At 37.2% G+C, this 19,151-nt stretch carries 18 protein-coding genes and 1 pseudogene; 9 read left to right on the top strand and 10 right to left on the bottom strand.

Features of this window, described 5'->3' with window-relative positions; genetic code table 11:
• Positions 1 to 217: 217 nt before the first annotated feature.
• The 4 genes from J4771_RS02895 to J4771_RS02880 all read left to right on the top strand — a co-directional run bounded on the left by J4771_RS02895 (position 218) and on the right by J4771_RS02880 (position 4,074).
• Positions 218 to 1,627, top strand: a complete 1,410-nt coding sequence (locus J4771_RS02895; RefSeq protein WP_224136235.1) for an APC family permease — start codon at positions 218 to 220, stop codon at positions 1,625 to 1,627.
• A 114-nt stretch (positions 1,628 to 1,741) separates the two neighbouring features.
• The gene (locus J4771_RS02890; RefSeq protein ID WP_224136233.1) at positions 1,742 to 2,662 is read left to right on the top strand and encodes a ribonuclease Z; all 921 of its coding nucleotides are present in this window, start codon (positions 1,742 to 1,744) and stop codon (positions 2,660 to 2,662) included.
• Positions 2,663 to 2,682: 20 nt separating this feature from the next.
• Positions 2,683 to 3,474: a TIGR02757 family protein gene (locus J4771_RS02885; protein WP_224136231.1), complete on the top strand. Its 792-nt coding sequence runs from the start codon at positions 2,683 to 2,685 to the stop codon at positions 3,472 to 3,474.
• Positions 3,475 to 3,501: 27 nt separating this feature from the next.
• Positions 3,502 to 4,074, top strand: coding sequence for a DUF1003 domain-containing protein (locus tag J4771_RS02880; protein WP_224136229.1), 573 nt, complete (start codon positions 3,502 to 3,504; stop codon positions 4,072 to 4,074).
• Positions 4,075 to 4,130: 56 nt separating this feature from the next.
• Here J4771_RS02880 and rsmA read toward each other — a convergent pair whose 3' ends face one another.
• Positions 4,131 to 4,898 (bottom strand): 16S rRNA (adenine(1518)-N(6)/adenine(1519)-N(6))-dimethyltransferase RsmA, encoded by a 768-nt coding sequence (gene rsmA / locus J4771_RS02875; protein WP_224136227.1) that lies wholly within the window; start codon positions 4,896 to 4,898, stop codon positions 4,131 to 4,133.
• A gap of 188 nt (positions 4,899 to 5,086) precedes the next feature.
• Here rsmA and J4771_RS02870 point away from each other — a divergent pair, with 188 nt between their 5' ends.
• The 5 genes from J4771_RS02870 to rluF are packed head-to-tail and all read left to right on the top strand — an operon-like array spanning position 5,087 to position 8,644.
• The gene (locus J4771_RS02870) at positions 5,087 to 5,986 is read left to right on the top strand and encodes a cell division protein FtsX (RefSeq protein WP_224136225.1); all 900 of its coding nucleotides are present in this window, start codon (positions 5,087 to 5,089) and stop codon (positions 5,984 to 5,986) included.
• Positions 5,987 to 5,988: 2 nt separating this feature from the next.
• Complete coding sequence (locus J4771_RS02865; protein ID WP_224136223.1) at positions 5,989 to 6,291, top strand: DUF3098 domain-containing protein; 303 nt, start codon at positions 5,989 to 5,991, stop codon at positions 6,289 to 6,291.
• 49 nt (positions 6,292 to 6,340) lie between these two features.
• Positions 6,341 to 7,156, top strand: a complete 816-nt coding sequence (locus J4771_RS02860; RefSeq protein ID WP_224136221.1) for an undecaprenyl-diphosphate phosphatase — start codon at positions 6,341 to 6,343, stop codon at positions 7,154 to 7,156.
• A gap of 31 nt (positions 7,157 to 7,187) precedes the next feature.
• Entirely contained in the window at positions 7,188 to 7,892 is a 705-nt protein-coding gene (gene truB, locus J4771_RS02855) for a tRNA pseudouridine(55) synthase TruB (RefSeq protein ID WP_224136219.1), read from the top strand.
• A gap of 29 nt (positions 7,893 to 7,921) precedes the next feature.
• On the top strand, positions 7,922 to 8,644 hold the full coding sequence (rluF, locus tag J4771_RS02850) for a 23S rRNA pseudouridine(2604) synthase RluF (RefSeq protein ID WP_224136217.1): 723 nt from the start codon (positions 7,922 to 7,924) through the stop codon (positions 8,642 to 8,644).
• Here rluF and J4771_RS02845 read toward each other — a convergent pair.
• From J4771_RS02845 to J4771_RS02805, 9 genes and pseudogenes are all read right to left on the bottom strand, one after another.
• Complete coding sequence (locus J4771_RS02845; RefSeq protein WP_224136215.1) at positions 8,641 to 9,084, bottom strand: phosphohydrolase; 444 nt, start codon at positions 9,082 to 9,084, stop codon at positions 8,641 to 8,643. The genes rluF and J4771_RS02845 overlap by 4 nt on opposite strands.
• A gap of 120 nt (positions 9,085 to 9,204) precedes the next feature.
• The gene (locus J4771_RS02840) at positions 9,205 to 10,992 is read right to left on the bottom strand and encodes an acyl-CoA dehydrogenase family protein (protein ID WP_224136213.1); all 1,788 of its coding nucleotides are present in this window, start codon (positions 10,990 to 10,992) and stop codon (positions 9,205 to 9,207) included.
• Positions 10,993 to 11,503: 511 nt separating this feature from the next.
• On the bottom strand, positions 11,504 to 12,685 hold the full coding sequence (locus J4771_RS02835) for a thiolase family protein (protein WP_224136211.1): 1,182 nt from the start codon (positions 12,683 to 12,685) through the stop codon (positions 11,504 to 11,506).
• Positions 12,686 to 12,832: 147 nt separating this feature from the next.
• Entirely contained in the window at positions 12,833 to 15,238 is a 2,406-nt protein-coding gene (locus tag J4771_RS02830) for a 3-hydroxyacyl-CoA dehydrogenase/enoyl-CoA hydratase family protein (protein WP_224136209.1), read from the bottom strand.
• Positions 15,239 to 15,314: 76 nt separating this feature from the next.
• Positions 15,315 to 15,767 carry a MarR family winged helix-turn-helix transcriptional regulator gene (locus tag J4771_RS02825; RefSeq protein WP_224136207.1) on the bottom strand — a complete coding sequence of 151 codons (453 nt, stop codon included), beginning with the start codon at positions 15,765 to 15,767 and terminating at the stop codon, positions 15,315 to 15,317.
• A gap of 163 nt (positions 15,768 to 15,930) precedes the next feature.
• Positions 15,931 to 16,854: an ABC transporter ATP-binding protein gene (locus J4771_RS02820; RefSeq protein ID WP_224136205.1), complete on the bottom strand. Its 924-nt coding sequence runs from the start codon at positions 16,852 to 16,854 to the stop codon at positions 15,931 to 15,933.
• 91 nt (positions 16,855 to 16,945) lie between these two features.
• Positions 16,946 to 17,322 (bottom strand): annotated as a pseudogene (locus J4771_RS02815) (GxxExxY protein).
• Between the two features lie 112 nt (positions 17,323 to 17,434).
• Positions 17,435 to 18,385, bottom strand: coding sequence for an iron ABC transporter permease (locus tag J4771_RS02810; protein WP_224137741.1), 951 nt, complete (start codon positions 18,383 to 18,385; stop codon positions 17,435 to 17,437).
• A 120-nt stretch (positions 18,386 to 18,505) separates the two neighbouring features.
• Positions 18,506 to 19,078 (bottom strand): TlpA family protein disulfide reductase, encoded by a 573-nt coding sequence (locus tag J4771_RS02805; protein WP_224136203.1) that lies wholly within the window; start codon positions 19,076 to 19,078, stop codon positions 18,506 to 18,508.
• Positions 19,079 to 19,151: the final 73 nt, after the last annotated feature.

Here is a 19,151-nt window from a genome sequence, read left to right as displayed (position 1 = left end):
TTTACAAAAATAGCAAAAATTTTCAAGTTTAAATTTCCGAAAACACAATCAATTTTAAAAACTTTAACAAAGACTTTATTGGAATTTAAAAACCATTGCCGAAAATTTATATATTTACAACTTTCAAATTTGAAGCCTAAAACTTGTAATGCGAAGCACTCACGAACTTAAATATAAAATAAAAAGAGACGTGAGTAAACTTGAAACAAAAACTTTTATGCAGAAAAAACTCAAACTTTGGGACGCCACGATGCTCGTAATGGGCTCGATGATTGGTAGCGGAATTTTTATTGTGAGCTCCGATATGATGAGGAATCTCGGTTCAGGTTATTGGCTGATTGTGGTGTGGATTATCACCGGAATCATGACGGTTGCCGCCGCAATTTCTTATGGCGAACTTTCCTCGATGTTTCCAAAAGCGGGTGGACAATACACTTATATCACCGAAATTTTCGGGAAAATGAGCGGATTTCTTTACGGATGGGGATTGTTTACGGTAATTCAAACCGGAACAATTGCCGCTGTAGCAATGGCCTTCGGGAAATTTACGGCTTATCTCATACCTGCCTTAAATGATTCTGCCCCGATTTTTCAAAGCGGAACCTTTAAAATAACTTGGATTCAAATTTTAGCGATTGTCATCATCTTGTTGCTGACTTTTATCAATACGAAAGGACTTAAAAATGGTAAAATTTTGCAGGATATCTTTACTTCCTCAAAAATTTTGGCGCTTTTAGGAATTATTGTTTTCGGATTTCTTTTAGTTAAAAATTCGCAATGGGCTGAAAATATGAGTTTTGGTTGGAATAGTTTTCAGGATTTCGGTAGGGAAGTTGGTAATAATCTGCTTCCAACAGGTTGGAAACCTATTGGCGGAATGACACTTCTCGGTGGAATTGCCGCTGCTTTGGTGGGTTCAATTTTCAGTTCCGTCGCTTGGGAAAACGTAACTTTCATGTCCGGCGAAATTGAAAATCCAAAGAAAAACGTGGTGAAATCAATGGTTTTGGGAACAACAGTGGTGATGATTCTTTATCTGCTCGTCAATTTTGTTTACCTCAATGCGTTGGATAGAGACGGAATTGCATTTGCCGATAAGAATCGACCTGCAGTTGCTGCTTCAGAAGTTATTTTTGGAAGCATCGGAACCATGATTATGGCGGTTTTGGTGATGATTTCAACTTTCGGCTGTATCAATGGATTGGTTTTGGCGGGAGCAAGGGTTTATCAATCCATGGCGAAAGACGGCTTATTTTTTAAATCCGCCATTGAAAACAACGAACACAACGTTCCTGAAAGATCACTTTGGATGCAGGGAATTTGGTCCTCAGTTCTAGCGCTTTCCGGTCAATACGGCGATTTGTTGGACATGATTTCTTTCGTCATCGTACTATTTTACATGATTACCGTTTTCGGTGTCATCTATTTAAGAATCAAAAAACCAAACCTGGAAAGACCGTACAAAACTTGGCTTTATCCAGTCACACCGATTTTGTATTTGTTGATTGGAATTGCGTTTTGCGTGCTTTTAATTTGGTTCAAACCCCAATACACATGGCCTGGATTTATTTTGATTTTGTTGGGACTTCCTGTTTATTTCTTTATCAATAGAAAGAATTCAGAATAGATTTATCAGGTTTTAAAAGATACAAGTTAAAGGTTTCTACGAATCTTTATGACGAAATATTCCGTAAATTTGTAGTTTCCAAAATCATTTATCAATTATCATTCATCAATAATATTGAGTACTTATCTTACCATTCTCGGCTACAATTCTGCAATTCCCACGGTGAATTCTTCGCCAACTGCGCAATTTCTTGAGATGGAAGAAAGGTGTTTTCTCATCGATTGTGGAGAAGGAACTCAGGTTCAGTTGAGAAAGGCAAAAGCAAGATTTTCTAAAATCAACCATATCTTTATTTCGCACCTTCATGGTGACCACTGTTTCGGTTTGCCCGGATTGATTGCGAGTTTCCGGCTTTTGGGAAGAGAAACGCCGCTTCATATTTATGCTCCGAAAGGAATTAAAGAAATGCTTGAAACCATTTTTAGAATTACAGAAACACATCGTGGTTTTGAGGTGGTTTATCATGAATTAGAGAGCAAGAAATCAGAAAAGATTTACGAGGATCATAGAGTAGAAGTCTTTACCATTCCGCTTAATCACAGGATTTATTGCAACGGATATTTGTTCCGGGAAAAACCAAAAGAACGACATCTCAACATGGCGGAAATTTCAAAATATCCAGAAATTGAAACCTGCGATTATCATAATTTAAAACTCGGGAAAGATTTTGTTTTGAGCGATGGCTATATTTTAAAGAACGAAGTGCTTACAACTCCGCCTTCAAAACCAGTTTCCTACGCATTTTGCAGCGATACCAGATATTGGGAAGAGGTTGTTGCTGTGATTGAAAACGTTGACGTGCTTTATCACGAAGCTACTTTTTTACACGATTTAAAGGAAATGGCAGATTATACAGGACACACTACCGCTTTGGAAGCTGCAAGAATTGCAAGAAAAGCCAATGTAGGAAAACTAATTCTCGGTCATTTTTCTAATCGGTATGGTGATGTAACGGTTTTCACCGATGAAGCCAGAGAGATTTTTCCAAATACATTTTTACCAAAAGCACTGGAACCAGTTAAGATTGGAATTTGAGGATAAATGATGATTGATCAATGATAAATGATGAAACCCGCATCTCGCAACTCGTAACGGACCTCAAAGGTTTCCTCGACGAAAAAGCAGACTTTTACAACAATCCCGACTTTATTGAGAATGACCCCATTCAGATTCCGCACCGATTTTCTTTGAAACAGGATGTTGAGATTGCAGGATTTCTTACCGCAACCATCTCTTGGGGAAATAGAAAATCCATTATTAATGACGCCACAAAAATGATGAATTTCATGGGAAATTCACCATTCGATTTTGTGCAAAATGTTTCAGGAAAAGAATTGAAAACTTTAGAGCAAAAGAGCATTCACCGAACTTTCAGTGGTGAAGATTTCCGAGAGTTTATTTTGAATCTCAAAAGAATTTATTCTGAAAGCGAAAGTCTGGAAATTTTGTTTTTGACTAATGAAAATGAATTCAATTTCTATCATTCTTTGGAAAGATTTCGACAAAAGTTCTTAGGAGAAAATATTCACAGAAGTCATAAACACATCAGTTCGACCTACAAAAATTCTTCTGCGAAAAGATTAATGATGTTCCTCCGTTGGATGGTGCGGAAAGACAAGAAAGGAGTCGATTTCGGGATTTGGGAAAACATTGACCAAAAATATTTGTCCGTTCCGCTCGATGTACACACGGGAAATATTTCAAGAAGACTCAACTTAATTCAACGTAAACAAAACGATTGGAAAACGGTGGAAGAAATGGATTCGGTATTACGAAAATTTAATGGCGAAGACCCCGCAAAATATGATTTTGCCTTGTTCGGTTTGGGAGTTTCCAAGGATTTTTGAGTAAATTAGCGAAAAATTTTGCAGAAGATGGGACGAAAAGAACAGCGCGAAAAAAACATTCAGTTTCTCACCAAAGTTACCGATGGAATTATGTGGTGGATTGGTTCTATTCCCTCCCTCATTATACATTCATTAGTATTTTTGACTGCATTTTTATTACCACTTTTCGGGTTGGTTGAATTTGATAAAATGCTTTTGGTTTTAACTACAGTTCTGTCTTTAGAAGCGATTTACTTGGCGATTTTCATTCAGATGTCGGTGAACAGAAGTCACGAACATATTGAAGATTTGAAGGAGGATGTTACTGAAATTCAAGAAGATATCGAGGATATCCAGGAAGATATCGAAGAAATTAGCGAAGATATTGACGAAATTTCGGGAGACATCGATGAAATTCAGGAAGACATTGAAGATATAGCCGAAGATGAAGACGAAGACGACCACAACGAACGCGCCAAAAACGTGATGCTGAAAAGCCATGTTTCCTCGAATAAAAGCGATATTAAAGCTTTAAAGGAAATGATTTCAAAACTTCAAAATCAACTCGAGGAATTGAAAAAAGAGGGTGAAGATGAAGAGGAAAAATCTACCGAGGAATAGTTTCGTATAATTTAAAATTGATGGAATCTGCTAAATCTGCGGAAAAAACAACTTTATTAGGCGTTTTTCCATTCAACTGTAAAAGCTATAAAATCCTCCACAGAAAGTTCTTCCGCACGTTTGTTCAAAAAAGGATGTGTTTTTAAATTTTCGGGGATATTCAAAACTTTCAACGCATTCGACAATTTTTTTCTCCTTTGATTGAAGCCCGCCTTCACGATTTGTTTGAATAAAACCTCGTTTCCTTGCAAACCTTCTTTTGGATTTCGTGTCAGTTTTATAACTCCCGATTTCACTTTTGGGGGCGGATTGAAAACATTTTCATGAACGGTGAAAAGATACTTCACGTCATAAAGAGCCTGAACCAAAACCGACAAAATTCCATAGTCTTTCGTTCTGGGAACAGCGGCGGTTCTTTCGGCGACTTCTTTCTGAAACATTCCCACCATTTCAGGAATTTGCCTGTAATAATCAATGATTTTAAATAAAATCTGCGACGAAATATTGTAGGGAAAATTTCCGATTACCGCAACTTGTTCACCAAAAACATCCTCAATATTAATTTTTAAGAAGTCTCCCGTAAAATGATTTTCCTGAAGTTTTGGGTAATTCTTTTTAAGATAATCCACCGATTCAGCATCGATTTCTGCCACGAAAATTTCGGCGTCTTTTTCCAACAAATATTTGGTGAGAACGCCCATTCCGGGACCCACTTCAAGTACTTTGTGATAGTTCTCAAAACTTAATCCATCGACAATTTTTTTGGCAATATTTTCGTCTGTCAAGAAATGTTGCCCGAGATGTTTTTTGGCTTTTACGCTCATTTAATTCTAGATTCAAGATTCAAAATTCAAGATTTTCTATAGCAAAAAAAAATGGTTTTAATACCTTTTGTAAACTTCCAGCTTCCATCATCCAGCTTCCCGCTTTAAGTTTTTTTTAACACCGAAATTCTCTATTTCACGGCAAATTACGGAAGTTTTTTTCTATTTTAGCAGAAATTTTTTATTTAATGGCAAAGACAGTTGAAGATTTTAACAAAAGGAGACTTCGCTCGAGCAATATTACGGTAGTTGTCAGTATTGCTTTGGTTTTATTTTTACTTGGCTTAATGGGACTTATCTTGATTAATGCTCAAAAATATTCCGATTATATTAAGGAACAATTGGTAGTGAATGCTTATTTTGACGAAAATTATGATGCAAAGGATTCGGTGAAAATCGTGAAGATGGAAAACGAGACTTTCCAAAAAATTCAAAAACTTGCGCCTGTAAAACGCGCAACCTACATCACAAGAGAAATGGCTGCAGCCGAAGCGAAGAAGAGCATGGGAATTGAATCGAGTGCGCTTTTCGAAGAAAATATTTTCCCTTCATCAGTAGAAGTTGCTTTAAAGCCTGAATATGTAGATCCTGCAAAAATAGATGAAGCCATCAAACAAATCAAGGCAACGCCGGGAATTGTGGACGTAAAAAACAACTCTACCTTGATGGTCGATGTTTACAATAACCTCAACAATATTTTGAAATGGATTTTAGGGTTCTCCATTCTGTTTTTGATTTTGGCGGTGGTTTTAATCAATAACTCCATTCGACTTAAAATATTCTCTAAACGATTCATTATCAAAACAATGCAGTTGGTTGGAGCCAAACGAAGATTTATCTTAAAACCATTTATTAAAGAAGCGGTAATTTTAGGAGTAATTGGAGCTTTGCTTGGTTTAGCCGTACTTTTCGGAGCTTGGTATTATTTTATTACCGAAATTGGAACTCCTTTCGCGCAAGACAACAATCAATTGATTATTTTGGTGGTTGGAATTTTCTTACTCGGCGTTTTAATCACGGTTTTAAGTACCATTTTTGCAACTTGGAGATTCTTGAGTTCTAATGTTGATGATTTATATTATTCTTAAAAATGAGCAAAAAATATAAGAATTTCTCCGCCGACAATATCGGAAAAAAAGAGGCGGAAATTCCACAGGAAAACAATTTCTATTTCGGTAAAGAAAACTATAAACTGATGTTGATTGGTTTGGTTTTAATCGTAGTAGGATTTCTTCTGATGATGGGACCCGACGCAAATACCGTCGATGGAAAATACGATCCAAATCTGTGGAACGAGGGAATTTTCTCTATCCGCAGAATCCGTATTGCGCCGCTTTTAGTTATCGCAGGTTTCGTCGTGGAAGTTTACGCCATCTTGAAGCGCAATAAATAATTACGCCTTCTCATTACTTATTACTCATTACCAATTACTCATATTTCAGATGGATTTAATCAAAGCAATCATCATTGCAATCATCGAGGGTTTAACGGAATATCTTCCTGTTTCTTCCACCGCACACATGATTTTTACAAGTTCGATTTTCGGAATTCAGGAAGATGAGTTTGTGAAAATGTTTCAGGTTTCCATTCAGTTCGGAGCCATTCTCGCAGTAGTTTTTCTGTATTGGAAAAAGTTTTTCGATTTCAAAAATTTGAATTTTTATTTAAAATTGGCGGTTGCAGTTGTTCCTGCTTTGGTTTTGGGAAAACTGTTCGACGATAAAATTGAAGCAATTCTTGGCGATCCTGTTCCCATTGCGATTGTACTAATTTTAGGGGGAATCGTATTGCTTTTTATTGATAAATTGTTCAAAGTTCATACTGTGGATGACGAAAAGGATATCTCCTATAAAAGTGCGATTATCATTGGTTTTTGGCAATGTTTGGCGATGATGCCCGGAACGAGTAGAAGTGCAGCTTCCATCATTGGTGGAATGCAGCAAAGATTGACGAGAAAAGCCGCGGCGGAATTTTCATTTTTCTTGGCGGTTCCTACGATGTTGGCGGTTTCTGTCTATTCAATTTTTTTGAAAGATTGGAATCACAACGGTTTGGAACAAAAAGGTTATGAAATGATTTTGCAGGGAAATAATCTGATGCTTTTTCTTGTTGGAAATGTGGTCGCATTCGTGGTTGCAGTACTTGCAATTAAATTTTTTATTGGAGTGTTGATGAAGTACGGTTTCAAACCTTGGGGTTGGTACAGAATTGTTGTGGGAATTGTGTTGTTGATTTATTTTACACAGTTTGCCAATTAAAAACAGAATTGATTCAAAAAATTGACAACCTTTGAAAACCGATAAAGATTTTTTGGATGGACAAATCATCCTCTTAGACAAACCTCTGGATTGGACGAGTTTTCAGGCAGTCAACAAACTCAAATACAAACTCAAAAAAGAGTTTAACCTCCCGAAAAAATTCAAGATCGGTCATGCAGGAACTTTGGATCCGCGCGCAACAGGTTTGCTCATTGTCTGCACAGGAAAGTTCACCAAAAAAATTCCCGAAATCCAGGACGCACCGAAAGAATATTTAACGGAAATAAAAATTGGCGTTCAAACCGAATCTTACGACACCGAAAAACCCGAAATTCTGCATGAGGATTTTTCACATATTTCTTCGGAATTTATTCATGAAGTTTTAGAAAAATTTGTAGGAGAAATCGAACAGAAACCACCCATTTTTTCCGCCATTAAAATTGCTGGGAAACGTGCCTACGATTTGGCGAGAAAAGGAGACGAAGTAGAAATGAAATCCCGAAAAACCACCATTCATTATTTAAAGGATGTTGAAATTGATTTACCTTTTGTTCGTTTTACCGTTGGTTGTTCTAAAGGAACTTACATTAGAAGTTTAGCTCACGACATTGGTCAGGAATTGGGAGTTGGTGCGTATTTGACAAATTTAAGAAGAACAAAAATAGGGGCGTATTCTATTGAAAATGCATCGTCAAATTACTTAGAAAACGATTATGGATTTTCTGCGGATTTTTAATATTACTCATTGCTCATTACTCATCACTCATGGAAAAAACCCGCATCAACAAATACCTTTCCGAAGTAGGTTTCTGTTCACGCCGAGAAGCCGACAAACTACTTGAGCAGGGAAGAATTACCGTCAACGGAACAGTTCCTGAAATGGGTACAAAAGTTTCCGATGATGACCAAATTTTTGTGGACGGAATTTCCATTAGAAAAACCGAAGAAGAGCACGTTTACATCGCTTTAAATAAACCTGTCGGAATTGTTTGTACAACAGATACAAAACGAGAGAAACATAATATTGTCGATTTCGTGAATCATCCAAAGAGAATTTTTCCGATTGGTCGTCTCGATAAGCCAAGTGAAGGTTTGATCCTTTTAACTTCTGACGGTGATATCGTCAATAAGATTCTTAGGTCACGAAACAATCACGGCAAAGAATATATCGTACGAGTCGATAAACCGATTACGCCGAGATTTTTAGATAAAATGAGAAACGGCGTTCCTATTTTGGGAACAGTCACCAAAAAATGTGAAGTCGAACAAATCGATACTTTGTCTTTTAGAATTGTTCTGACGCAAGGTTTAAATAGGCAAATCCGAAGAATGTGTGAGTTCCTCGGTTACGAAGTAAAAAAGCTGAAACGCATCCGAATCATGAACATCAAACTAGATATTCCACTAGGGAAATGGCGTGATTTAACCGCCGAAGAATTGCAAGAACTTAATTTGCTTTTGGAAGATTCCGAAAAAACGGTGGATTAATATTTCTCTTTCAAGTAAAGATACGCATTCAAATATTTATTTAACCGCTTGAAATCCCTTTCTGTCAAGGGTTTTGTGAAACGCGTTAAATCCATGTTATCACGTAGATCATTCAACTTTACTGCAATTGCGAGTGGTGATCTTTCCGTTTGTTTCACAAATTCGGTATAATCCTGATCAGCAGGATTTTTGGTGAGACATTCAATCGCGAAAACAATTTCGTTGCTGAAACCTTCCTGTAAAAGGTATTCGTAGGTAATTTCGGGGCAGTCTTCAATTACGTCGTGTAGAACGCCTACAATTTTTTCGTCATACGTTTTTCCGTAATTCATTACCCGCATAATGTGACCGATGTACGGTGTTCCGAATTTGTCGGTTTGTCCTTTGTGGGCGCGATTTGCGATTTTGATGGCTTTATTTAAAAGTTCTTCTTTGGTCATGTTTGATTTTCTATTGTAAAAATAGTGAAATGCTTCAAATTTTAAAAGATTTCTTGACTGATTTCCAAAAAAAGAACGCCCCTTAAAAAAGGAGCGTTCAAACCACATATCAAACTATTTCTAGTAAGAGCCTTTGTCCACGAAATGTTTTGCAATTTTTTCGGTTAGTGCAACCACATTTGGCGTGTTGGTGTATTTTGTAAATCTTCTCAAACCGGAAAGCATCATTCGTTGTTCGTCGCCTTCTGCGAAGGAAACGATGCCTTCTTTTGCGGCGGCGATGATTTTTTCAACGGCTTTGTAAAGGTTTAATTGCGCCATTGCTGCTTCCACAGAATCAGGAGCGAAATGTTTTTCGGCTCTTAAAACTGCAGATTCTGCCATATAAATTTGGTTCAGAATTTCGGAAGCGTTCAACAATAAGTGCTGTTGTTTTTCAATATCCATCATATATTTTTGAAGTGCGGCTCCTGAAACCATCAAGAAAACTTTCTTCAAATTGTGGATAATCGCTTTTTCTTCAGACATATAAGCCGAATAATCAGGAACTTCAAATGATGGAATTCCCATCAATTCTTTTCCGATGGCCATTGCCGGTTTTAGCAAATCAAGTTCACCTTTCATTGCTTTTTTAATCAACATTCCAACAGCCAAAAGTCGGTTGATTTCGTTGGTTCCTTCGTAAATTCTAGCAATTCTGCTGTCTCTCCAAGCCGCTTCCATCGGTGCATCTTCGCTGAAGCCCATTCCTCCGTAGATTTGGATACCTTCGTCTGCGGTGTGTTGCGTTAAATCAGAAACAAAAACTTTCAAAATGGAACATTCTACTGCAAATTCTTCAACACCTTTCAATTCTGCTTGTTGATGGTTCATTCCGCCTGCAACGAGTTCATCAATTTTATCCTGAACATCTTTCGCTGCACGATAAGAACCCGCTTCTGAAACGAAAATTCCCGTCGCCATTTCCGCAATTTTTTTACGGATAGCTCCGAAAGTAGAAATCGCAACTCCAAACTGTTTTCTTTCATTCGCGTAATTGATGGCAAGCGAAGTAATTCTTCTCTGACCGTCCAAATTCGCGGCAGCCAATTTAATTCTACCCACATTCAGTGCGTTCAAAGCGATTTTGAAACCGTTGTTTCTTTCGCCCAAAAGATTTTCCACAGGAACTTTCATATCGTTGAAGAAAACCTGACGAGTAGAAGAGGAGCGAATACCGAGTTTATGCTCTTCCTCACCGAAAGTCATGCTTTCAGGATTTTCCAATTCCGAACGGTTAATGACGAAACCTGTAATGTTTTTATCATCATCAATTTTTGCAAAAAACGTGAAAGTATCAGCAAAACCTGCGTTAGAAATCCACATTTTCTGTCCGTTGATGATGTAATGTTTTCCGTCTTCGGAAAGCCTTGCTTTCGTTTTTCCAGAATTGGCGTCAGAGCCTGCATCCGGTTCCGTCAAACAATATGCACCGAATTTCGTTCCTTGAGCCAAATCCGGAAGGTATTTTTTCTTTTGTTCTTCAGTTCCGTAAAGCAAAATCGGCAATGTTCCAATTCCGGTGTGCGCTCCATAAGCAGTCGCAACCGAACCGTTCGCTCCGGAAGCCATATCACAAGCCAACATTGTGGTGGTGAAATCCATTCCAAGACCGCCGTATTCTTCAGGAACGGCAATTCCAAGAACGCCCATTTCTCCGAGTTTGCGCATCACTTCTTCGGTCAATGCATAATCTTTGTGCTCAAATCTCTCACGATTTGGAACCACTTCTTTATCAATAAATTCTTTGATGGAATCGCGAAGCATTTTTTGCTCCTCGTTCAATTCTTCAAGAGAAAAAATCTCGCTTGCAGCAATGTCTTTAATTAAGAATTCGCCGCCTTTTACGTTTGTTAATGTATCGCTCATTGTTTTTGTTTTTTTTTATTTATTTAATTTGGGCGTGTCCTTCACTCGGTCATTACTCCCGATTTCATCGGGATCCATTTCCTCATTCAGGTCGGGCTATCCACTTTTACTCCTCATCCCGAATATTCGGGATTGCGGGGTAACCGTTTCTATCCCTCACGCAAAGTTGCGCTCTATTTTATGTCGCCCTTTCAGGGCTTTTTGCAATTTTTGTTTTCACATTTCAAATTTCAAAGGGCTTCACGCTTTGCTGATGATTTCACAAAGGGCTTCACCCTTTGCTATTGATTTCGCCGCTTCGCGGCTCCACAAATTCGGTAAAAAATCATTTCGCTTTTTTAGATAGCGCTCCTATGGAGCGCAACCGTTAACACGCAAATTCAATTTTCTACACAAACATTGTTCTTTGGAAGAAGTGAAAATCTTTGATTTTCAAACTTTTGTTTTCTCCTAAACGCACAAGTTTTATCCACTTGAAAAATCAAAACTTTTTGCCTTTGTGGTTTTTAAATTATAGCAACTCGAAAATACTCGCCGCTCCTTGTCCCGTTCCAACGCACATAGAAACCATTCCGTATTTGTTTCCGCGTTTTCGCATTTCATCTAATAATTGAACGGTCAATTTCGTTCCTGTACAACCAAGTGGATGTCCAAGTGCGATTGCGCCTCCGTTTACATTTAAAATTTCAGGATTTAAATTCAATTCTTTTTTAATCGCAACGGATTGAGAAGCAAATGCCTCATTCAGTTCAATTAAATCAATATCTTTCAGTTCTAAACCAGCCTGTTTTAATGCTTTTGGAATGGCGTAAATTGGTCCCATTCCCATAATTCTCGGTTCTAAACCTGCGGCTGCATAAGCCACCAATCTTGCTTCGGGTTCCAAACCTAATTCTTTCACCATATCTTCGCTCATCACGATAACGAAAGCAGCACCATCACTCATTTGCGATGAATTTCCTGCCGTAACCGAACCTCCGTTTGCGAAAACCGGACGAAGTTTTGCCAAACCTTCCAAAGAAGTCTCTTTTCTCGGACCTTCATCTACAGAAAAATCAAATTTTTTGGTTTGCATTTTTTGGTTTTCATCCAAGAAATTGTATTCCACAGGAATTGGAACAATTTGATTGGCGAATTTTCCTTCTTCTAACGCTTTCAGCGCTTTCATATGAGAATTAAAAGCAAATTCATCCTGTTCCTCACGGGAAATGTTGTATTGTTTTGCCACTTCCTCCGCGGTGTAACCCATTCCCCAATAATAATCAGGGTTGGATTTTGCAGTATCTGGTTCGGGAACCGGTTTGTAACCGCCCATAGGAATGTAACTCATTGATTCTGTTCCACCTGCAATAATGCAATCCGCCATTCCTGCCTGAATTTTTGCAGAGGCAATTGCAATCGCTTCCGAACCGGATGCACAATATCTGTTTACGGTAACTCCCGGAACTTTGTCGGTGTTTAATCCCATTAAAGAAATTAAACGTGCCACGTTCAAACCTTGTTCTGCTTCAGGCATTGCGTTTCCTACGATAAGGTCGTCAATTCTGTCTTTGTCGAGTTGCGGAACTGCAGCCATCAATTTTTCAATGACTGTCGCCGCCATTACATCGGGACGCGTAAAGCGAAGAGAACCTTTCGGTGCTTTTCCCACCGCTGTTCTATATCCTTTTATTATGTATGCTTGTTTTGACATTTGTTATATTTTAATAATTTTAATATCGCCACTTCGTGGCTTTTTAACATTGGCTTTTTTGATTTTTCAAAGGGCTTCACCCTTTGCTAATGATTTCGCCACTTTGTGGCTCCTCAAAACTTGTATCTTTTGCCTTGTATCTTGTTCTTAATTACGAAGCGGTTTACCGTTTTGAAGCATATATTGAATTCTCTCTAAAGTCTTTCTCTCGCCGCAAAGTTGCAAGAATGCTTCTCTTTCCAAATTCAATAAATACTGTTCGTTCACCACTGTCGGTTCTGAAAGATTTCCGCCAACCATTACATACGCTAATTTGTCTGCAATTTTTTTATCGTGTTCGGAGATGTAGTTTCCGGTCAACATTTGGTCGGTTCCCACGTAGAACATTCCAAGCGCATCTTTTCCTAAAACTTTTACAGTTTGTTGAATTGGTTGCGTGTAACCTTGTTCTGCCATTAGTTTTGCTACTTTTTTGGCTTCGGCAATCTGACGGTTTTTGTTTACAACAACGATGTCTTTATGCTTTTCCAAAATTCCCATATCGTAAGCTTCATAAGCAGAAGTTGCTACTTTTCCCATCGCGATGTTCATAAATGCGTCGCGCATTCTGTTATTTTTCACATCGTCCGGTTGGAATTTTTTGGAAGTTCTCAACGCGAATTCTTTCGTTCCACCACCTCCCGGAATGACACCAACACCGGTTTCCACCAATCCGATATAAGTTTCTGCGGCTGCCACAACTTTGTCGGCGTGCATCGTCATTTCGCAACCACCGCCTAAAGTCATTCCGAACGGCGCAACAACCACAGGAATTGAGGAGTAACGAACCCTCATCATTGATTTTTGGAAGTAGGCGATTGCCATATTCAAATCGTCCCAATCCTGGTCAATTGCCATCATTAAAATCATCGCTAAATTAGCTCCAACAGAGAAATTCGCGCCTTGATTTCCGACAACCAAACCGTCGTATTCCTTTTCAGCAAGGTCGATTGCACGGTTTAAACCGTCCAAAACGCCGCCTCCAAGTGAGTTCATTTTGGAACGGATTTCAAAATTGATAATTCCGTCGCCCAAATCTTGAATGGCACTTTCGGAGTTGCTCCAAAGTGTTTTATTTTTTCTAATATTATCTAGAATGATAAATGCATCTTGTCCTGGAATATTGCTGTAATTTCCTGAATTTTTATCAAAGAAAATGCTTTGTCCTTCGTCGTTTACTTTATAGAAAGTTTCGCCTTTTTGAGCCATTTCTTTTACCCAATCCGAAACTTCGTAACCTGCATCTTTCGCCAAGTCAATTCCTTTTTCCACGCCAACTGCATCCCAAACTTCAAACGGACCGTTTTCCCAACCGAAACCGGCACGCATTGCATCATCAATTTTGTAGATTTCATCGGAAATTTCAGGAACTTTGTGAGAAACGTAAGCGAACAATGCGCCTAAAGATTTTCTATACAATTCGCCTGCTTTATCTTTTCCACCGATTAAAACTTTAAATCTGTCAATCGGTTTATCAATATTTTTCGTGAGTTCAAGCGTAGGGAAGTTGGATTTACCTTGAAGTTCATATTCCATTGTATCCAAATTCAAACCTTGAATTTCAGATTTTCCTTCAGCATTTTTTACTTTTTTGAAGAAACCTTGTTCGGTTTTAGAACCCAACCATTTGTTCTCCATCATTTTCTGAATGTAATCTGGAAGTGCAAAAACATCATTGAAATCATTGGCTTCTGCACCGCTTTGACGAACCCCGTTTGCAACGTGAACCAAAGTGTCCAAACCAACAACATCCGCGGTTCTGAACGTCGCAGATTTTGGACGACCAATTACAGGACCTGTTAATTTATCAATATCAGTCACGGTTAAACCCAATCCTTGAACTTCGTGAAGTAAATTCATCATGGAGAAAACCCCAATTCTGTTGGCGATAAATGCAGGTGTATCTTTCGCTAAAACGGTGGTTTTTCCAAGGAATTTTGCACCGTATTCCATATAAAATTTCACTATTTCAGGATCGGTGTCATTGGTTGGAATGATTTCCAAAAGTGGTAAATATCTTACCGGATTGAAGAAGTGCGTTCCTGCGAAATATTTTTTGAAATCGTCGCTTCTGCCTTCTACAAGCATATTAATTGGAATTCCGGAAGTGTTGGAAGAAACCAAAGTTCCCGGTTTTCTGAACTGCTCAATTTTTTCGTAAACTGCTTTTTTGATGTCCAATCTCTCAACCACCACCTCAATAATCCAATCGGTGTTTTTGATTTTCGGTAAATCGTCATCGAAGTTTCCTACGGTAATTCTTTCCGCAAACTGTGGCGTATAAAGAAGGGCAGGACTTGCTTTTTTCAGTTTTTCAAAATTTTCTGTGGCGATGCGGTTTCGCACGGCTTTGTCGTCTTTGGTAAGACCTTTTTTCTGTTCCGCTTCCGTGAGTTCGAAAGGAACGATATCAAGAAGGAGAACTTCAACGCCGATGTTTGCAAAGTGCGCCGCAATTCCGCTTCCCATAATTCCCGAACCGAGAACGGTAACGTGTTTAATGCGTCTTTTCATATTTAAAAATGAGTTGTTTAAAGTTTAGAATTTGAGGTTTAAAGTATGAACTCTTAACCCGAAACTCGCATTTTGTCTATTTTTTTTGATTTAAATCGTTGGCAATTTTTAAAATATCGTTCATTACATCCTTGAAAACTTCGAGTTTTTCGGGTGCTATTTTTTCCATTACCTTTTTATTAAAATTAACCACGACTTCTTTCGATAAATTCCTTGAATTCAGACCTTTATCGGTCAGTTTAATGATGACTTCACGTTTATCATTCGTGGTTTTTTCTTTGTAGATATATCCGTTGTCTTCGAGCAGCTTGATAATTCTTGTCAATGAAGTCGGTTCGATCGCCATTTTTGGACCGAGATTGGTACTCCGTGTTCCTTCTTTCGGGTCGATTTTCAAAAGCGTAAGTGCTTGAACAGCAGTCGCGTCGTGGTCTTGAGCCATTTCGGAATACATCTTCGAGACAGCCAACCATGTCGACTTGAGAATCAGGTCAACATTTTCAACTTTTTCAGGATTTTTCTTTTCCATAATCTTAACTAATGTGGTTTAGACAAATATAACAATAAATTACTATGCATGCATAGTAATTTCAATTGATCTTTTAAATAATTGATTTTCAGAATATTAATTTATATGAATTGCATAATGTTATGCATGCATAATAAATTAAACACTTTGCAGAAATGTAGAATTAATGGTGGTTTTCAATTAAATGTGCAATTTCTTCAAAGGAAGCGCATTTTTCTTGAAAATAATCATTTGAAACTTCCCAAAATACATCCTTAAACTCAACTTTAAGATGTGAAAGGTTTTTTTTGAAGTTTTTTTGAAGGAAAGAATAGAGCATTTCCTTCTCCAAATCGGGACCTACAATTTGGGGTGGAATAAAATTTTCGTTGACCTGAAAGAGGCGTGGACTTAAAATTTCATGATGTTTTAAAAGTATTTCTTCGGTAATTCCTGCATCCAATTTTCCATCATTCACCAACCAGATTTTATCTGAAAATTCCTTTGCCAATCGCCAATCGTGAGAAGAAAATAGTATAAGTTTATTTTGTTTTTTCGCTAAATTTCTTAACAATTTCAAAATGATGATTTTGTTTTCTTCATCCAAATGTGTGGTGGGTTCGTCCAGTATAATGAAAGGAGAATTTTGAGCCAAAGCGCGACCAATAAATGCTTTTTGAAGATTTCCATCCGAAAGTTTTTGTAATTGAAAATCTTTGTATTGGTTTAAATTTAAACTTTCGATAATTTCATCAACTTCTTGTCTGTCGGAATCATTTAACTCAAAATAATAGGGGTAATGAATGTATTTTCCTAGAGAAATTAAATCCTTTAGAGTGTAATTTGCGGGGACCTGAGATTTTGAAAAAACGATGGCGACTTGTTCCGCAATTTCTTTGGAAGAAAGGATTTTAATGTTTTTTTTGTTTAGAAAAATTTCCCCATCCAAAACAGGAATTTGGTTGAGAATGCTTTTGATTAAAGTGGTTTTACCAACACCGTTGTTTCCGATTAAAAGACAAACCTCACCTAATTTCAAAGAGGTTTCAACGCCTTTGATTAAAGGAGTTTTATAGCCGATGTCTGTTTTTTTTAGTTGTAGAAACATTTTTGGTTTTATGCAAAGACGCAAAGAAAATTTGTTAAATTCTTTATATTTAAGGCGCAAGGAATTGACTTCGTCAATTTTGGTTTTGGTTTTACAAACCGTTCACTATTCTTGTTACACCTGCTTTGAAAGTTTCTTCATTAAAATTTATTAGCATTCCCAATTTACAATCCGTCATTTTTAAATAGGTTAATAATTGTGCTTTGTGTGATGGATTGATAAATTCTTGTGCTTTGCTTTCTAAAATAATTTTGTTTCAACAATCATATCAAGTCGAAATGCGTTATCAATTTTTAATTCTTCATAAATTATTGGAAGAACTTTTTGTTTTTCAACTTTCAAGCCGATTTTGTTGAGTTCATAAAACAAGCATTCTTCATAAACGCTTTCAAATAAGCCAGGACCAAGTTTTTTATGAATTTTTAATCCTGCTTCGAAAACGATTTTTGATAACTCATTTTCTGTCATAATATTTTATATCTTTTACTAATTTCCAAACTAAAATTGATTTATCAATTTCTTTGCGCCTTAAAAAAAGCCCTTTAATAAAAAAAATCTTTGCGTCTTTGCGTAAAACAAATCAAGCGGTTTTATTCTTCAAAAGCATCAACAAAATCACCGGGATTCCAAACAAAGAGGTAATCACATTCAAAGGAAACTGCGACATTTCTGAAGCCGAAGAAAAAACTTCCATGATTAAAATTCCTAAAAACATATTCAAAATCCATTGCTGCCAAAGTTTTGCCGGATTGTAAATCATTCGACAGAAATGCGGAACTACTATTCCGATAAATAAAATGGGTCCCAAAAACGCAGTGACAGAAGCAGAAAGCAGGGAAGAAGCGACAATTATAAGGATTTTTAATGTATTCAAATTCACACCTAAACTTTGTGCGTAACTTGTTCCCAAAGCATTTCCAATCAACGGTTTGATGGTTTTAAAACTTAAAAATAAACCCATCAAAATGATAATCGTTAAAATATAAATCTGATTTCTCGAAACTGAATTATTCGCGCCGAAACTCCACAAAATATAGTTTTTCAGACTTTGATTATCGGCGTAAAACTGCAGAATCGAAACAATCGCTCCCGCCAAAGCCGAAACCAAAAATCCGAAAATGATGAGAAAACTTTTATCTTGAAACCGATTTGAAAATGCCAATAAAACCAACATCAAAAGCAAACTTCCCACAATTGCGGAGATACTTAAAAAACTGTTTTGCAAAAACTCCGGAAGCACCCAATTTTGTGAAAAGAATATGTAGAATGCTACACTCAAACTTGCGACTGAAGTAATTCCCAAAACTGAAGGTCCCGCCAAAGGATTCTGAAAATATTCCTGCAGTAAAAACCCGGAAGTTGGAATGGAAATTCCCGCCAAAAGCATCACGAGAACCCGATTAATACGAAGTTCTGCAATTTGTGAGTTTTGGGTTTCAGAAAAAAAATCAGAGAAATTTAATTTTAGGAAACCAATGTTCAAATTCACAAAAATCGACGCTATTATTCCGATAATTAAAAATAAACAAATGGTTTTGAAGGAGTTTCTTACAGACTTCACAGATTTACGCAGATGAATATATTTTTCTTAAGTTTTTTATCAATTTGAAGATTTTCAAATGTTAGAAAATCTGTGGAATTTGTGTTCTTTTTATTTAAAAGAATTCAACTTTTCGCTGAGCATTTCCGCGCTCATCATTCCCACCGTTTCGTCAGTTTTATCTCCTTTTCTCATAAAAGTAAACGGAATTGAACCACCGTCCCATTGTTTAAAATTCGCAGGAAAAAATTCAGGAGTCAGTTTTGTTCCGTCTAAAAGGACGATGTTTTTTGAAAGGTTATTTTCTTCTGCAAACGCTTTTACTTTGGTACTCCAATCCGCTTTTTCATCCAAACTTACAAAAGTAAATTTCACAGGTTGCGATTTTAACTCATTCATTTTTTCTTTAAAATGCGGAATTTCACGCATACATGGACCGCACCAGGTCGCGAAAAAATTGGTGACATATAAAGTGTCGTTGCTCTGCTTTGCCAAGATTTTTGAAGTCTGTTCAGGAGAAAGTTCAATTTCTTTAAACGGAATTACCGCTCCAGTTGGTTCGTTGGATTCAGGTACGGTTATGGAATCGGTTTGGATATTGTCTGTATTTTCAGCCACTTTCGTATCTTTTTTACAGGCGGAAAGTGTTATTAAAAACATCAAACCTAAAACAATTTTTTTCATAAGAATTTCTAATTTTTTTATTTGTCTCATGCAATCGCCAATTTTTAAAATAAATTTTATTGGAAAGTTTCCA

This window comes from Candidatus Kaistella beijingensis (genome assembly GCF_020084865.1).
Classification (GTDB): Bacteria; Bacteroidota; Bacteroidia; order Flavobacteriales; family Weeksellaceae; genus Kaistella; species Kaistella beijingensis.
Note: the sequence above shows the minus strand (reverse complement) of the source record. Positions and strands in the feature narration are given on the sequence as shown.

Bases quoted from the DNA above. Each gene is read 5' to 3' on its own strand.
- J4771_RS02895 (WP_224136235.1), top strand. From the start codon at position 218: ATGCAGAAAAAACTCAAACTTTGGGACGCCACGATGCTCGTAATGGGC.
- J4771_RS02885 (WP_224136231.1), top strand. From the start codon at position 2,683: ATGATAAATGATGAAACCCGCATCTCGCAACTCGTAACGGACCTCAAA.
- J4771_RS02880 (WP_224136229.1), top strand. From the start codon at position 3,502: ATGGGACGAAAAGAACAGCGCGAAAAAAACATTCAGTTTCTCACCAAA.
- rsmA (WP_224136227.1), bottom strand. From the start codon at position 4,898: ATGAGCGTAAAAGCCAAAAAACATCTCGGGCAACATTTCTTGACAGAC.
- J4771_RS02870 (WP_224136225.1), top strand. From the start codon at position 5,087: ATGGCAAAGACAGTTGAAGATTTTAACAAAAGGAGACTTCGCTCGAGC.
- J4771_RS02865 (WP_224136223.1), top strand. From the start codon at position 5,989: ATGAGCAAAAAATATAAGAATTTCTCCGCCGACAATATCGGAAAAAAA.
- J4771_RS02860 (WP_224136221.1), top strand. From the start codon at position 6,341: ATGGATTTAATCAAAGCAATCATCATTGCAATCATCGAGGGTTTAACG.
- rluF (WP_224136217.1), top strand. From the start codon at position 7,922: ATGGAAAAAACCCGCATCAACAAATACCTTTCCGAAGTAGGTTTCTGT.
- J4771_RS02845 (WP_224136215.1), bottom strand. From the start codon at position 9,084: ATGACCAAAGAAGAACTTTTAAATAAAGCCATCAAAATCGCAAATCGC.
- J4771_RS02840 (WP_224136213.1), bottom strand. From the start codon at position 10,992: ATGAGCGATACATTAACAAACGTAAAAGGCGGCGAATTCTTAATTAAA.
- J4771_RS02835 (WP_224136211.1), bottom strand. From the start codon at position 12,685: ATGTCAAAACAAGCATACATAATAAAAGGATATAGAACAGCGGTGGGA.
- J4771_RS02830 (WP_224136209.1), bottom strand. From the start codon at position 15,238: ATGAAAAGACGCATTAAACACGTTACCGTTCTCGGTTCGGGAATTATG.
- J4771_RS02825 (WP_224136207.1), bottom strand. From the start codon at position 15,767: ATGGAAAAGAAAAATCCTGAAAAAGTTGAAAATGTTGACCTGATTCTC.
- J4771_RS02820 (WP_224136205.1), bottom strand. From the start codon at position 16,854: ATGTTTCTACAACTAAAAAAAACAGACATCGGCTATAAAACTCCTTTA.
- J4771_RS02805 (WP_224136203.1), bottom strand. From the start codon at position 19,078: ATGAAAAAAATTGTTTTAGGTTTGATGTTTTTAATAACACTTTCCGCC.